The sequence below is a fragment of the Desulfosporosinus burensis genome, from assembly GCF_054657535.1.
This window is the reverse complement of the sequence record NZ_BAAHYN010000003.1, coordinates 71061-86022: the sequence shown is the minus strand read 5'-3', so window position 1 is coordinate 86022 and position 14962 is coordinate 71061. Positions and strand designations below refer to the sequence as shown.

Here is a 14962-nt window from a genome sequence, read left to right as displayed (position 1 = left end):
AAGATTTAACTTAATTGAGCATATCATAATTCGTTCCATTTTGACAAGGGTCTAAATAAACTGTGTCATAAAATTGTTGAGTTAAAATTATTGTTTATATGAGAAAGAATATGATAAAAATGTAATGTGCGCGTGAATTTGGTATAATGTATTGACCAATCTTGACATTAGCGTATTGATGATTTTTCAATAAGGAGGCGTGTGATGTTTCGCTATGCTGAAGTCCTGGTTGATGTAGCAAATCGGCGCCTAGATCAAAGTTATCATTATATAATTCCTGAGTATCTTAGTTTAAGGATAGGAATGAGAGTTGTCGTCTTTCTCCAGAACCGCAAAATACAAGGGCTCGTCGTGAATGTCACCAATGATCTGCCGGTGGAACTGGAAAATATCACTCTTAAACCAGTGATTGAAATTATTGATGAGGGAAGTCTTGTTCCGCCGGAACTCATTGAACTGGCTCATTGGTTAGCCCAAACGACCATTTGTTCAGTTGCTCAAAGCTTACATACGGTTTGGCCGCTTCTTAAAGGAAAGATGGATGAGTGGATTATTCTCATTGCCTCGCTTGAGGATTCAGATGTACAGGCTTTAAAATGGATGGATACGGAAGCTTATCGAGCAATTACAGTGCTAAATAGAGCAAGGAGTAAGGCTATTTCCCTAAAAGTCTTTTTAAAGAGAGCAGATATTTCTGGTGAGACACTCGATAAACTCCTCCACCAAGGTTGGGTGAAAAAAGAAACGCGTTTTGTGTCCCCTCATGGAGCAGGTACAACATCGCCAGTAGCTCATAAACAGGATAACGCTTTTCCTGAGGGAAACGAGGTCAAAGATCAGCGTTTTCCTAGGGGTAGAACCTATGAATTAACTTTGGAGCAAGCTACAGCCGTGAGGAATGTGCTGACAGCTCTGGCAGAAGAGTCGTCTCAAACTATCTTGTTGCATGGTGTGACGGGCAGTGGAAAGACCGATGTTTACCTTGAGTTAATTACTCAAGTATTAGCTCAAGGTGGAGATGCCATTCTTTTGGTACCCGAAATTTCCCTAACCTCTCAAGTAGCCCGATATTTCGAAACCCAATTTGGGGAGCAAGTTATTATCTTGCACTCGGGTTTACAACCGAGAGAAAAAATGAAAGCTTGGCAGGATATTTTGTCAGGGCGGAAACGAATTGTTATTGGGGCACGTTCTGCAGTGTTTGCACCTTTGCCACACTTGCGTCTGATTATTTTAGATGAAGAACATGATAGCGCTTATAAACAAGATGAGAATCCAAAATATCTCGCACGAGATGTTGCCCGTAAGCGGATGGAACAGAGAAAGGGTGTTGTCTTGCTGGGGAGTGCTACCCCTTCTCTTGAAGCCTATGCTGCAGCCCAATCAGGTAAAATCCGCATGCTGACGATGTCCTCACGGATTGGAGCCAGTGTTTTGCCAACCGTCGAAATCGTCGATATGCGTATGGAACTGCAAACGGGAAATCGGAGTATGTTTTCCCTATCATTACAGCAGAAACTGCAGGAAAGACTGGCCCGGGGTGAGCAAACGATGCTTTTCCTGAATCGCCGAGGGTATTCAACCTTTGTGATTTGCCGAGAATGTGGGTATGTGGTCAGTTGCCCTAATTGTGATATTGCTTTGACCTATCATACTCAAGGGCAGGCCATGCGATGTCATTATTGTAATCATCATGAGCTACCACCTCATACATGTCCGAATTGCGGCAGCCGCTATATCCGTTTTTTTGGGCAGGGGACTCAGCGAGTCGAAGAGGAACTACAGGTTTTATTACCAGAGGTTGCTATTTCGCGTTTGGATTTTGATACGACACGATCTAGAGAAGCCCATAGAGAGATATTAGAAAGCTTTCGTCGACAAGAAGCCGCGGTTTTAGTAGGGACTCAGATGATGGCCAAAGGCTTAGATTTTCCGAATGTCACATTAGTAGGGGTCATAGCGGCAGATCAAACCCTCAATATGCCGGATTTTCGGGCTAGAGAACGAACGTTTCAACTATTAACTCAGGTTGCCGGTCGAGCGGGTCGAAGTATCAAACCAGGTGAGGTTGTGATTCAAACCTATTCTCCAATGGATGGTGCAGTCGTGATGGCAGCTCAGCATGATTACAAGGGGTTCTTTTGGGAGGAGATTCGCTATCGCAAAGAGCGCAAGTACCCACCTTACACCCATATCATTCGGGTTTTGCTGCTTCATGACAAGGAAGATCGAGTTATTAAAGGGGCGAATGATTTGGGAGCTTGCTTGCTGCAAGGAATGCAAGATCCTAAATTTAAAAACACTGGCTTTGATATTTTAGGGCCTTCTCCTGCTGTATTGTCCAGGCTTAAAAATCAATGGAGATGGCAGATATCTGTCAAAGGAGCTCGGCAAGACGTGCTTAGAGCGTTTTTGCATCAAGGAGTTCAACAATTTTTTAAAAGTCCTGCTAGCAATGGAATAGTTTTGAACATCGAAGTCAATCCTTTATCTATGTAAGTAGGTCAATTGCAGTGAATCAATGGATTTCAGCGGACATAGATGTGAAAGTCCAAGAATCGGAGGCGAGTGTCCTATGTTGCAAAGTGATATATGACTAAAATACAATAGGATCAACGAAAGGGGTTAGTGAAAATGGCTGTGTATCAAATTGTAGAAATAGGTGCGGATGTACTGCGTGAAAAAGCGAAAGAGGTAAAAGAAATTAATGTGTCGATCATAAAACTTCTCGATAATCTGATGGATACGATGGAGGCTGCCGAAGGAGTGGGGATTGCTGCTCCTCAAATTGGAGTGTCCAAGCGAGTGATTATTGTTAAAGTGGAGGATGTGGTAGTGGAACTCGTCAATCCTGTCATTTTGGAAAAAGAGGGAGAGGCCGTCGCAGAAGAAGGGTGCCTGAGCATACCGAAAATGACAGGAGATGTTGTGAGGGCTGCCAAAGTTCGCGTCCAGGGTTTAAATCGTCAAGGTGAAATGTGTGACATTTATGCAGACCGTTTATTAGCTCGGGCTTTACAACATGAGATTGATCATCTTGAAGGAATTTTATTTGTCGATGTAGCTAAGAAAACTTATCGAAGCTGAGCGCGAGGTTCGAAGCGCGAAGCAGGGAGCACGAGCATGAATGAAGCATAAGGGCGGCCTTAGTTCGAGCCTCGAACCTCGCACTTCGTGCCTCGAGAAAGGGGATTGGGTATGCGTTTAGTTTTTATGGGTACACCGGATTATTCTGTACCGAGTTTGCGGGCCTTGGTGAGAGAAGGACATGATATTGTCGGTGTCTTTACTCAACCAGATCGACCAGCCGGACGAGGAAAGAACTTAAAACCTAGTTCCGTAAAAATTGCTGCTCAGGAATTAGGATTGTCAGTTTTTCAACCTTTAAGAATAAAAACACCTGAAGAAATTCAATTGCTAAAGGATCTGGCCCCAGATAGTATTATTGTTGTCGCTTACGGACAGATTCTATCCAAGGATATTTTACAGATCCCTTTAAAAGGGTGTATTAACGTTCATGCTTCTCTACTTCCTGCTTACCGCGGGGCTGCCCCTATTCATTGGGCGCTAATGAAGGGGGAAACCCTAACAGGAGTAACCACGATGTTGATGGACGAAGGCTTAGATACGGGGGACATGTTGCTGAAACGAGAAATTGAAGTTTCTGAAGAGGCAACCACGGGCGAAATTCATGATCAATTAGCGACTTTGGGAGCGGAATTGCTGATAGAAACGTTGGAGGAGTTAGAATTGGGGAGATTAATTCAGATACCCCAAACAGGTGAAACAAATTATGCTCCCCTCCTAAAACGTGAACACGAACGCCTAGACTGGTCACGTAGCGCTGTTGATCTTCATCATCAAATCCGGGGCCTAAATCCTTGGCCAGGAGCCTACACGACCTTCAGAGGGGAGAACCTTAAGATTTGGCGAAGTGCTCCTTTTCTGACCGTCGAAAAGGGTTCGGAACTAACAGCTCCGGGACAAATTATCCAACTCAGCGGAGATGGTTTGCTGGTGCAGACCGGGGAAGGAATGTTGCGGATTTGGGAAGTCCAACCAGCAGGAAAACGTAGTATGCCTGCCAAAAGTTTTTTCATAGGGCGGCACGGTGAGGCTGGGGAAAAATTTGGAGAAATAGATTAGTGGATTCTTCAGCTAAAGCTGGTTTTGGAGACGACAGTGGGAAATCTATCCCCTCGTTGTAAAAAGGCTAAAACGCCCATCTATAAAGGGGCTGACTACAAAGTAGATAATATGGAGGTGTTTTAATGTTTTTTTGGGATGCTACTATGGTTCTTTTAATTCCTGCAATCTTACTCTCCCTATTTGCGCAATATCGGATTTCTTCGTCTTTCAAAAAGTATTCGAAAATCCGTTCGGAGGCAGGGCTGACAGGGGCGCAGGCTGCACGTGAGCTCTTGAACAGTGGTGGATTATACGATGTGCGAGTAGAACCGATCGGAGGTCGACTTTCCGACCATTACGATCCAAGTACTAGGGTTATTAGGCTTAGTGAGAAGGTTTATCATGGCAACTCACTTTCCTCTGTAGCAGTAGCCGCTCATGAAACAGGCCATGCCTTGCAACATGCCTCAGGATATTTTCCGATGCAGCTTCGATCAACGTTTGTTCCCGTGGCTAACTTCGGCAGTAGCGCGGGCCCAATCTTGATCATGGTGGGTCTTTTCGTGCCAAGCGTAGACTGGCTTCTGCAGCTAGGAATCTTGGCGTTTACCTTTGCGGTAATTTTTCAGTTGATTACACTGCCTGTTGAATATAACGCCAGCAGTAGAGCGATGTCACTTCTTCAAGAGAGAGGCATGCTCGGAGGGAATGAATTGGGCGGTGCCCGTTCGGTGTTAAATGCTGCGGCCCTAACCTACTTGGCTGCTGCTCTAGCTGCGGTCCTTCAGTTAGTAAGATTCATTCTAATTGCGCGGGGGAGAAGCGATGATTAATCTAACAGCCCGAAGCATGGCCGTGCAGATGTTGACGCGAGTTGAGGTCGAAGGGGCTTATGCCAATCTTTTATTACAAAATAACATTGGCAGGCTAACGGATTCTAGAGACCGACAATTTGTGACCTTATTAGTGAATGGCACGCTCAAACATAAACTCACCTTGGATTATGCATTGCGAAGGTATTTAAGCAAGCCAATGTCAGAACTTCCCCATGAAGTCAGGGCAATTTTGCGGATTGGCGCTTTTCAATTGCTTTATGCCGATAGGGTTCCCCCAGCAGTTGCAGTCAATGAAAGTGTAGAATTAGCCAAAGGTTACCCAAAGTATACAGGGTTGGTAAATGTCGTCTTACGAAAAGTAATGAGTACGGCCTGGGAGTTTCCTTGGCCGGATTCCAAGCGCGAAGCTGTGCGCTATCTTTCTGTGCGTTATTCGCATCCTGAATGGATGATTCAGCGTTGGCTAAAACGTTGGGGTCATGAGGAAACAGAAGCTTTATGTATAGCCAATAATGAACCAGCTCATACTTGGATTCGGACAAACACGTTAAAGATCTCCCGTGAGAATTTAAGAGATCGTCTTATCGAGGAAGGAATCACGGTCGAATTAGGAACTCGGATCCGTGAGAGTTTGAAAATTCAAAACTTTAGTGCACTCGATCGACTTGAGAGTTTCAAGGAGGGGTTATTTACCGTTCAGGACGAAAGCTCGCAACTGGTCGCTCATGTCCTTAATCCTCAACCGGGGCAACATGTGTTGGACGCTTGTAGTGCTCCTGGAGGGAAGGCAACTCACTTAGCTCAGCTGATGGAGGATAAAGGGGAAATTCTGGCCTTTGATATCCATTCGCACAAACTTGACCTCATTCAGCAATTAACCCAAAGGCTGGGGATCAAAATCATACAACCTCAGCTAGGGGATGCGCGGGACTTGCCCGGTGTAAGACTCGGCTCCCAACAGCGCGTATTGGTGGATGCTCCGTGCTCTGGTTTGGGGGTTCTGCGACGCAGGGCCGACCTGCGTTGGCAGAGGGAGGAACAGGATCTAAAAGAGTTCCCTACCCTTCAATTAGCCATCTTAGAACGGGCCGCGTCTTGTGTGGACGTTGGAGGAGATTTAGTCTATTCGACCTGTACGACGGAACCGGAAGAAAACTTTGAATTGGTCAAGAGGTTTCGCTCCGGACATCCGGAATTTGAACCGGTCAACTTGGTAGAAAGCTTACCCTTTGAGCTTGAGAATCCGCGAGATATTCAACAGGCGAATAAAGGAATGCTTCAGATCTTACCGAATCGTCATGAGATGGATGGGTTTTTCTTAGCAAAATTCCGTCGCACTAGTTAAAAAGTATAAACTGACGTTACATACTTCGGGAAGGTTCCTTTCTCGCCATCACGGCACCTTGCCATCCATGGCGGTGCTCTAATCTCGAACATCCATGTTCGAGTCATGGCTACAGGGACACTAGGCCATCACGGCCAGCGCTTGGCGCCAGCCAAGTTTTCTTTACAGGGAAGTTTAATTGGAGCGAATTGGGTGAATAATATATATTATGGAAATTATTGAGTTGCGCGGTTGTTTAGAAGATGAGTTGATAGAGATCTGTCGAGAGTTGGGTATAAAACAATTTCGAGGGACTCAGTTATTTCAGTGGGTGCAGCAAAAAGCAGTGCTTTCCTGGGATGAGATTAGGAACATTAGCAAGAGTGACCTGCAAACGTTAAGATCCAGAATGCATCTATATTCTTTGAAACATGTGCACGAACAGCGTTCAAAGGATGGCACGCGCAAGTATCTATTCCGTCTTGAAGATGGAGAGATGATTGAGTGTGTTCTCATGGATTATTCGCGCAAATCAGCGCGGGATCGGCATACGGTCTGTGTTTCCACTCAAGTTGGATGTGCGGTCGGATGCACATTTTGTGCGACTGGATTAGAAGGCTTCCGCAGAAACTTGAGTTCGGCTGAGATCGTGGGGCAAGTTCTAGATATTACCCATCTGGTCAGGCAGGAAGATCCAGATTTCCAGGTGACCAACATTGTCTTTATGGGGATGGGGGAACCACTTCTTAATTATGATCATGTCCTAAAAGCAATCAAACTTTTGAATCATGAGCAAGGACAGGCAATTGGCATGCGCCGGATGACGATTTCAACCTGTGGGGTTGTACCCCGAATTATTCAATTGGCAAACGATAATCCCCAAGTGGGTTTGGCAGTATCCCTTCACGCAGCACAGGATGAAATTAGGAATAATTTAATCCCCATGAATCGTCGTTATCCACTGGCTCTCCTGATGGAAGCCTGTCGTGAGTACTCACGAATCACGCATCGTCGGATTACCTTCGAAGTAGCCTTGACTGCAGATAATACGAGGCGGGAGGAAGCTGCGGCCCTGGCCAGATTACTAAAGGGACAATTAGGACACGTAAATTTAATTCCGGTAAATCCGGTGGAGGGTACTGGGATGGAGCGTCCCAATTCAGAGAAGATAAAGGAGTTTACCCAAGTGCTAGAAGATGCCGGGATAGCCGTATCGTCACGTGAAGAGCGGGGGACTGACATTAATGCAGCTTGTGGACAACTTCGTCGACTGTGGGAGGGTGATTAGTCATGAGCCTATTGGCCCGATTTGAGGGGATGGCCGAATTTCTTTTTACCGAAGCATTTAAAAAAGGTGCAACCCGGCTTCAACCTGTAGAAATTGCCAAAGAACTTGTGAAGGCAATGCTTAAAAATAAGCAAGTCAGTATTTCACAGGTTTATGTTCCGAATATCTACCGGGTCTATCTCCATTCCAGTGATTGGGGGCCAATAGCCAGTTTCGGGGATGCGTTTTTGATTGAACTCTCAAAATATTTATTTGCCGAAGCGGAGCGAAACGGCTATACATTTCTAACTAAACCTGCCGTTGAGTTACATGCGGATGAGACGGTCAATCCTAGACAGATGGTGATTGAAACTGATTTTGATGATTCAATCGTGGTCGACTGGGGAGATGATGAACTCAATGATCAAGGAGTAGAAACGGAAGATGCCCCTTCTAACCGATCGAATTGGAGAGAAAGTACGACTATTTTCCGAGAAAGTGTCAAGACAAACTTCCCTGCCGGGGATAAATTAGGGAGGAATTCCGAATTCTTTCTCGAAATTATTGAAGGTCCCGATATTGGACAGAAGTTCCCGCTCCAGGAGGCGGATCTTTATATTGGTCGTCATGGCCAATGTGATTTGGTACTTCATGATCCAGAAGTCTCACGTCGACATCTGAAGATCGCTTCAGGAGGAGAGAATGGTTGGTGGCTGGATGATTTGGGAAGCACAAACGGTTCCTTTGTGAATGGACAGCGAATTACACATCATACCACAGCTCCAGGGGACCGAATAAAAATCGGACAAAGTGTATTGGTCATACAAAGAGCCCCTTAGGCTCGATTTGGAGGATTGTATGCAATTTGTTTTAGTCATTGGACGACTCATTTTTGTCGCCCTTATCTATCTTTTTATCTTTCGTATTTTTACAGCGTTGTTGGCTGATCTTCAATTAAAGGGGATTTTCCAACGTTCTGTGCATGAGTTCGGGCGTTTAGAAGTCCTTACAGGAGGTGAATCTCTTGCAAGAGGGCGAATTTTTAGGGTAGATGCTAAAGGGCTACGTTTGGGACGGGGAAAGCATAATGATATCGTTTTAACGGATCATTTTGCATCCATTGATCATGCTGTTTTCCGCTTGCAAAAAGGACAAACGATTGTGGAAGATCTGGGAAGTACGAATGGAACCTGGGTTAATGGAGAACAAATCCATTCTTCAGTGCAACTGGTTGCTGGAGACTATGTGAAAATTGGAAGTATTACCTTCCAATACTCGAGGTGGCAAAATGAGAGTTCTAAGCTTTAGTGAAAATGGGTGTGTCCGTAAAAACAACGAGGATTCTTTTCTGGTGATATCCTCGGCAGGGCTCTATGCAGTAGCCGACGGCATGGGAGGGCATCAGGCGGGAGAAGTAGCATCTTCGACTGCCTTGCATGAATTGGAAAAAATAGTTCCTCAACTTGCCAAGCTTGAAGAGCAGGCTTTGGAAAAAGGGTTGACTGAGGCTTTTGCTCAAGCAAATCAAGTAATTTATGAAGCATCAACCAACCAACCCGAGAATGCCGGAATGGGAACAACCCTGACGGTATTACTGATTTGCAACAGCGAAGTCGTGATTGCTCATGTTGGAGACAGTCGAGCTTATTTATGGCGCGATGAGGTATTAACGCTCTTAACAACCGACCATTCACTCGTCGGTGAACTGGTGAGGTTAGGTCAGATCTCCCTTGAAGAAGCAAAAAAACACCCTCAACGAAATGTGTTGATGCGGGCAGTAGGCGTAGACCCAAGCGTAGAGGTGGATTGTCAGACTATGGGTTTGCAAACAGGAGATGTTTTCCTGCTGTGCACGGATGGTTTCTCCAATATGATCAGTGACCAAGAACTAACTGAAGAATTTCTAGAACCGGGCGCTTGGGAAGAACGATTGGAGAAATTACGACAGGTTACACTTGAACGAGGTGCCCCAGATAATTTCACAGCGTTATGCTGTATTATGGAGTGAGCCGATGATTCTGAGTTTGACCTCGCGTGTTTTAGTTTTAGGAATGATGTGGCTAGGACTTAGCCTATTGAAGTGGGACGGCGCTATGAGCCCCCTGTTTTGGCAAGCGCTGATCTTTACGGCTATTGTCCTTGTGGGGAGCTTAATGGAACAACTCTTCCATTATCAAGGGGACCCCTATATATTGCCAGTCGTCCAAGCCATCATGGCCTTGGGTCTTGTATTTGTTGTACGAGTTAATCCGGGGGTTGCCTTGCACCAATTCTGGTGGGCGAATATCGGCTTATTGATGTTTTACACAGTTCTATGGGCAATCCGTGATTATCGATCCTTCGGAAGGTTTAGATACATTTGGGGGCTTTTAGCGGTTGGGCTGTTGCTGGTGACTCTTGTGTTTGGGTCTGAGGAAGGTGGAGCGACGAGCTCGCTGAAGTTCTGGGGATTCGGGTTTCAGCCCGAAGAATTTGTTAAGCTGGCTCTGCTCTTATTCATGGCAACCTACTTAGTAGAAAATGAGGAATTGTTGCGCATAGGGACGGTGCAATGGGGACGTTTCTCTTTGCCTGATTGGCGAACTTTAGGCCCTTTCATGATCATGGTGGCCTTCGTTCTTGGGCTTTTGGCCGCTCAAAAAAGTTTGGGAACTGCCTTGGTGTTTTACTTGCTTTTTGTGCTCATGCTCTATGTGGTGACAGAGCGGGCTTTATATTTAGGAATATCTATACCGATTTTTCTACTGACTGGAACTGTAGGTTATATGCTCTTTAGGCATGTGCGCGTTAGAGTTGCAGTGTGGCTGGACCCTTGGCAAGACCCGACGGGTATGGGGTATCAAATTGCCCAATCCCTGTTCGCTATTGGTGGCGGAAATATCCTGGGAACGGGATTAGGGAACGGGATTGGGGCCTCCACAGTACCCGTTGCAATTAGCGATTTTATATTTTCAGTCATCGCAGAAGAACTAGGATTTGCTGGGGCCATGGCTGTGCTTGTGCTCTTTCTGATTGTGGTTATGAGGGCTTTTGTCGTAAGTATCAGGGCCAAAGATCGATTTGGGCAAATTTTAGCCGCGGGGATTGGAATTCTACTTGGAACAGAGACTTTAATTATTCTGGCTGGGGTTACGAAGCTTTTTCCTTTGACAGGCTTACCGCTTCCGTGGGTGAGTTATGGTGGAAGCTCGCTCATTGTTCATTTTATCTTACTAGGGGTACTGCTCAATATTTCCAACGCCACAGCAACAAGTTCCCACAGCACGAAGAATAAGGGAAGGGAGTATGCAACATAATGCGAGGGATACGTCAAGTAGCATTGGGCATGGCCTTTAGTTTTTTTGTTCTGAGTCTGGGTTTGGTCTATTGGCAAGTTGTTAAGGCAGATACCTTGTTGAAACACCCCGCCAATCGTCGCATGATCCTGATGGAAAACCGTGTGACTAGGGGAGGAATTTTTGATCGTAACGGCGAAGTGATTGCAAAAACCCAGCTTATTAATGGAAAAAAGGTTAGAGTTTATACAAAAGGAGAAATGTACGAACCTGCTCTCGGTTATTCGACGGTGAAATTGGGAGCATCCGGTCTCGAAGGAAGCTTAGCGGATTGGTTGTTAGGGCTCAAAAGGGCTACTCCCACTCAATCAGTTCAACAACTTTTTGCGCTTCCCCTGGAAGGGGATGATGTGGTACTCACTCTTGATTCGCGCTTACAGAGCCTAGCTTTTAATGCACTCAAGGGGAAAATGGGAGCAGTGGTGGCTATCGATCCACGAAATGGAGAAGTGTTAGCCTTAGCAAGCCAACCGAGTTTTGAGCCCAATAACCTTGACCAGAACTGGAATGAGATCAGAAGCCGCGAAAAGGATAGGCCACTTGAACCTCGTTACTCTTCTCTTTATCCTCCTGGATCGACTATGAAGGTCGTTACATCTGCGGCATTATTGCGGAGTGGAGTTAATACCTCAGATTTATACGAGTGTCAAGGATCCACGATTATTAATGGACAAGTTATTCGAGAACAAAACGATAAGGCACATGGCTGGGTTAATTATAATATGGCTTTAGCCGAATCCTGCAACACGTACTTTGCAACATTTGGGGTACAGGCTGGGAATGAAAAATTCTTATCCGCGGTCAAGGGTTTTGGGTTTGGGCAAATGGTTCCCTTTGAACTGAATGTTCCAAGAAGCTCCATTACTAAAGCAGAGAAAATTCCCACGACCTTGAACACAAACCTGCTGGCTGCCAGTACCTTCGGACAGGGGGAAGTTCTAGTCACTCCATTTCAAATGGCCTTAATAACAGCGGGTATCGCCAACCAAGGAGTTATTATGACACCCCATCTTGTGGAGCGGGTCCTTGACCCTTCACAAAATGTAATCTTTAAACAAAAGCCCCAGCCTTGGTTGACTGCTCTTTCCAAGGTAGAGGCGGATAAAATTACTAGCGCGATGGTCACCGCTGTGACGGATGGAACGGCTGCACCGGGAGCTTTACCCAATGTTCAAGTTGCGGGTAAAACTGGCTCCGCCGAACCAGGAGGAGATGTCCCGACGCATGCCTGGTATATCGCCTTTGCACCTGCGGAGAATCCACGGATTGCAATTGCTGTGATGGTAGAAAATGGGGGAACTGGTGGAGGGGCGGCTGCTCCGATTGCACGACAAATCATTCAAGAAGCACTAACCAGAAAGTAGGTGAGAGATAGTGAGTAAAATTTTCGGGGGACGATATGAAGTCCTTGAGCGAATTGGTGCTGGAGGTATGGCAATCGTTTATAAGGCGAAGGATGTTTTGCTTAATCGCGTTGTAACCATAAAGGTGCTCCGGGAGCAGTTTGTCACTGATGAAGACTTTATCCGACGTTTTCGCAGGGAAGCCCAATCTGCAGCGAGTTTATCTCATCCGAACATTGTCTCGATCTATGATGTGGGTAAAGATGGAGATACCGAATATATCGTTATGGAATACGTAGAAGGTCGTAACCTTAAAGAAATTATTCGAGAGTATGCCCCTCTATCCACAGACCAGTCCATTAATCTGGCGCGCCAAATCACTGGCGCTATCCAAAATGCCCATGAACACCATATTATTCATAGGGATATCAAGCCGCATAACATATTGGTGACCGCGGACGGACACGCTAAGGTCACAGACTTCGGTATCGCTAGGGCAGTCTCTTCGGCTACGGTTACCCATACGGGTGATATTGTGGGCTCTGTCCATTACTTATCGCCGGAACAAGCCAAAGGAATTCAAAGTAATGAGCAATCGGACATTTACTCTTTGGGAATTGTTCTTTACGAATTGCTGACGGGTAAAGTGCCTTATGATGGGGAAACCCCGATCGCCATTGCTCTAAAACACCTACAGCAACAGCCTGTTCCGCCAAGCAAGCTTAACCCACGGATCGGCAGGGAATTTGAAGCGGTGATCATGCGGGCGATCTCTAAGTCGCCTGAACAACGATACTTAGCGGCTAAAGATCTCCTGGAGGACCTGAACCACATTCAGAACCGTCGACCGATTACGCGACTTGAAGCCTTTCAAGCGGATGATTCTGAGGCCACTCAGACTCACAAAGGGATGAGTCAAGTTCTGGCACCGATCGGAGTAAAGGACTCTATTCCAGCCAAGTCTAAAAATAAGCAGCGTAGGCTATGGATCATTGGGGGTCTCGTCCTTCTTTTCTCCTTGCTAAGTGGAGTGCTGTGGTTAAAGAGTATTTTTGCGGTACCACCAACCACGGTTCCCGATTTAGTTGGGAAAACTGTGCCTGTTGCAGAAGACTTTATAAATAAGGCTAAACTAAGTCTAAGCCCTGAGCCCACCTTCCAGTTCAGTGATGAAGTCGAGAAAGATCGCATTATTGACCAGGATCCGAAGGCTGGGTTATCAGTTAAAGAAGGTCGTGCTGTTAAAATTGTGGTCAGTAAAGGCGTCGATATCGCGGAATTCCCAGATGTCAAGATAGGACAAATGTCAAAGGATAATGCCGTATTCCTTATTAAAAATGCTGGCTTTACCGGAAAGATAACCTTTGAATCCAAGCCGGATGCTAATGTGCCTAAAGATGCTGTTATTGATCAGAATCCTGCGCCAAAAGCCTCTTGGCCTAAAAACGGGGAGATTCATTTAACCATCAGTACTGGACCACAATTAGTTCCAATTAATATGCCCAGTGTGATCGGGAAAACATCTGCAGAAGCGCAGACGATACTCGTTGGACAGAATAGGCTGATTTTAAAGATTGAAACCGAGGACTCTACGACCTTCCCAATCGATGTGGTGATGAGAACCCTTCCTAACCCTGGAGAGGCAGTTCAGCAGGGGACTGAAGTAACGATTGTTGTTTCGCGTGGACCTGGACCGCTTGCCCAAGGAATAGGTGCCCTAGCAAGCAAGAATCTAGTATCGATTGCCCAGGTCTCTGGTAACGTTCGAAAGAATGGCAAACTTAAGAACTATTAATTTAGATCGAGCTTCGTACACGATAATTATAGTGAGGTATTTATGATCAAAGGAGTCTTACTCAAAGGATATGGCGGATTTTATTATGTTTATGCGGAAGACCGAGTATGGGAATGTTCCTTACGCGGTCGCTTTCGTATTAAAGATCAGGAGTTTATACCTGGCGATCAGGTGGTCATTCTTCCAGAAGGGGAAGACAAGGCGACGATTGAAGCAGTAGAATCTAGGCGTAACAGTTTAAATCGCCCGGCGATAGCCAATGTAGATCAGGCTATTTTGGTCTTTGCTCTGACTTCTCCTAAGCCAGATCGGAATCTTTTAGATCGTTTATTGATTCAGGTCACTGAAGCAGAAATTGAACCTATTATAGTCTTTACTAAATTAGATAAATTAGAAGAGGATGCTTTAAGCAACGACACAGAAGTCCCTTCAATAAGTGATGTCTACCGCAATATAGGATACACAGTGTTCGAAGTCTCCAATCAAACGGGTCAAGGAATTGAAGAATTTGGGAATCGGTTAAACCGGAAAATTAGCGTCCTTGCAGGACCTTCCGGAGTAGGAAAATCGAGTCTTTTCAATGCCCTATCACCAGGTAAGAACCTGAAAATTGGAGATATAAGCGTTAAGTCTAAGCGCGGCCGCCACACCACACGCCATGTGGAATTGATGGTTTGTGCTGGGGGGCTTGTAGCGGATACCCCAGGTTTTTCTGCCCTGGCTATGCCAGTTATGAAACGCGCAGATTTATCAGACTATTTTCTTGAATTTGCCTCACGTCGTGGCCAGTGCCGCTTCAGCAGCTGTCTGCATGACAAAGAACCTAATTGTGCCATCAAAGCTGCGCTTGAAAAGGGAGAGATTTCTCCTTCTCGATATGCGCACTACCTAATATTTTTGCAAGAAGTAATGGAAGCAGAGAGGAAGTATTAAT

13 protein-coding genes are annotated in these 14962 nt (G+C 45.7%); all 13 read left to right on the top strand.

What is annotated here, in order from left to right:
• The first annotated feature begins 204 nt into the window (after nucleotides 1–204).
• Entirely contained in the window at nucleotides 205–2499 is a 2295-nt protein-coding gene (gene priA, locus ACYQ3Q_RS05690) for a replication restart helicase PriA (protein ID WP_459927655.1), read from the top strand.
• A gap of 135 nt (nucleotides 2500–2634) precedes the next feature.
• Nucleotides 2635–3087 (top strand): peptide deformylase, encoded by a 453-nt coding sequence (gene def, locus ACYQ3Q_RS05685; protein WP_459927654.1) that lies wholly within the window; start codon nucleotides 2635–2637, stop codon nucleotides 3085–3087.
• 111 nt (nucleotides 3088–3198) lie between these two features.
• Entirely contained in the window at nucleotides 3199–4146 is a 948-nt protein-coding gene (fmt, locus tag ACYQ3Q_RS05680; RefSeq protein WP_459927653.1) for a methionyl-tRNA formyltransferase, read from the top strand.
• 125 nt (nucleotides 4147–4271) lie between these two features.
• Nucleotides 4272–4961 carry a zinc metallopeptidase gene (locus ACYQ3Q_RS05675; protein ID WP_459927652.1) on the top strand — a complete coding sequence of 230 codons (690 nt, stop codon included), beginning with the start codon at nucleotides 4272–4274 and terminating at the stop codon, nucleotides 4959–4961.
• A complete protein-coding gene (rsmB, locus tag ACYQ3Q_RS05670; protein WP_459927651.1) occupies nucleotides 4954–6309 on the top strand; it encodes a 16S rRNA (cytosine(967)-C(5))-methyltransferase RsmB in 1356 nt (451 codons plus the stop codon). Before ACYQ3Q_RS05675 ends, rsmB begins: the two co-directional genes overlap by 8 nt.
• A gap of 199 nt (nucleotides 6310–6508) precedes the next feature.
• A complete protein-coding gene (rlmN, locus tag ACYQ3Q_RS05665) occupies nucleotides 6509–7576 on the top strand; it encodes a dual-specificity RNA methyltransferase RlmN (protein WP_459927947.1) in 1068 nt (355 codons plus the stop codon).
• 2 nt (nucleotides 7577–7578) lie between these two features.
• Nucleotides 7579–8394: an FhaA domain-containing protein gene (locus ACYQ3Q_RS05660; RefSeq protein WP_459927650.1), complete on the top strand. Its 816-nt coding sequence runs from the start codon at nucleotides 7579–7581 to the stop codon at nucleotides 8392–8394.
• A 19-nt stretch (nucleotides 8395–8413) separates the two neighbouring features.
• Nucleotides 8414–8863, top strand: a complete 450-nt coding sequence (locus tag ACYQ3Q_RS05655; RefSeq protein ID WP_034140279.1) for an FHA domain-containing protein — start codon at nucleotides 8414–8416, stop codon at nucleotides 8861–8863.
• Complete coding sequence (locus ACYQ3Q_RS05650; protein ID WP_459927649.1) at nucleotides 8844–9563, top strand: Stp1/IreP family PP2C-type Ser/Thr phosphatase; 720 nt, start codon at nucleotides 8844–8846, stop codon at nucleotides 9561–9563. Before ACYQ3Q_RS05655 ends, ACYQ3Q_RS05650 begins: the two co-directional genes overlap by 20 nt.
• Before the next feature lie 4 nt (nucleotides 9564–9567).
• Complete coding sequence (locus ACYQ3Q_RS05645) at nucleotides 9568–10851, top strand: FtsW/RodA/SpoVE family cell cycle protein (protein ID WP_459927648.1); 1284 nt, start codon at nucleotides 9568–9570, stop codon at nucleotides 10849–10851.
• Nucleotides 10851–12254 carry a peptidoglycan D,D-transpeptidase FtsI family protein gene (locus ACYQ3Q_RS05640; protein WP_459927647.1) on the top strand — a complete coding sequence of 468 codons (1404 nt, stop codon included), beginning with the start codon at nucleotides 10851–10853 and terminating at the stop codon, nucleotides 12252–12254. Before ACYQ3Q_RS05645 ends, ACYQ3Q_RS05640 begins: the two co-directional genes overlap by 1 nt.
• Before the next feature lie 10 nt (nucleotides 12255–12264).
• Nucleotides 12265–14028 (top strand): Stk1 family PASTA domain-containing Ser/Thr kinase, encoded by a 1764-nt coding sequence (gene pknB / locus ACYQ3Q_RS05635; RefSeq protein WP_459927646.1) that lies wholly within the window; start codon nucleotides 12265–12267, stop codon nucleotides 14026–14028.
• A gap of 42 nt (nucleotides 14029–14070) precedes the next feature.
• The gene (gene rsgA, locus ACYQ3Q_RS05630; RefSeq protein WP_459927645.1) at nucleotides 14071–14961 is read left to right on the top strand and encodes a ribosome small subunit-dependent GTPase A; all 891 of its coding nucleotides are present in this window, start codon (nucleotides 14071–14073) and stop codon (nucleotides 14959–14961) included.
• Nucleotide 14962: the final 1 nt, after the last annotated feature.

Bases quoted from the DNA above. Each gene is read 5' to 3' on its own strand.
- ACYQ3Q_RS05640 (WP_459927647.1), top strand. From the start codon at position 10,851: ATGCGAGGGATACGTCAAGTAGCATTGGGCATGGCCTTTAGTTTTTTT.
- ACYQ3Q_RS05645 (WP_459927648.1), top strand. From the start codon at position 9,568: ATGATTCTGAGTTTGACCTCGCGTGTTTTAGTTTTAGGAATGATGTGG.
- def (WP_459927654.1), top strand. From the start codon at position 2,635: ATGGCTGTGTATCAAATTGTAGAAATAGGTGCGGATGTACTGCGTGAA.
- ACYQ3Q_RS05675 (WP_459927652.1), top strand. From the start codon at position 4,272: ATGTTTTTTTGGGATGCTACTATGGTTCTTTTAATTCCTGCAATCTTA.
- rsgA (WP_459927645.1), top strand. From the start codon at position 14,071: ATGATCAAAGGAGTCTTACTCAAAGGATATGGCGGATTTTATTATGTT.
- ACYQ3Q_RS05660 (WP_459927650.1), top strand. From the start codon at position 7,579: ATGAGCCTATTGGCCCGATTTGAGGGGATGGCCGAATTTCTTTTTACC.
- priA (WP_459927655.1), top strand. From the start codon at position 205: ATGTTTCGCTATGCTGAAGTCCTGGTTGATGTAGCAAATCGGCGCCTA.
- ACYQ3Q_RS05655 (WP_034140279.1), top strand. From the start codon at position 8,414: ATGCAATTTGTTTTAGTCATTGGACGACTCATTTTTGTCGCCCTTATC.
- ACYQ3Q_RS05650 (WP_459927649.1), top strand. From the start codon at position 8,844: ATGAGAGTTCTAAGCTTTAGTGAAAATGGGTGTGTCCGTAAAAACAAC.
- fmt (WP_459927653.1), top strand. From the start codon at position 3,199: ATGCGTTTAGTTTTTATGGGTACACCGGATTATTCTGTACCGAGTTTG.
- rsmB (WP_459927651.1), top strand. From the start codon at position 4,954: ATGATTAATCTAACAGCCCGAAGCATGGCCGTGCAGATGTTGACGCGA.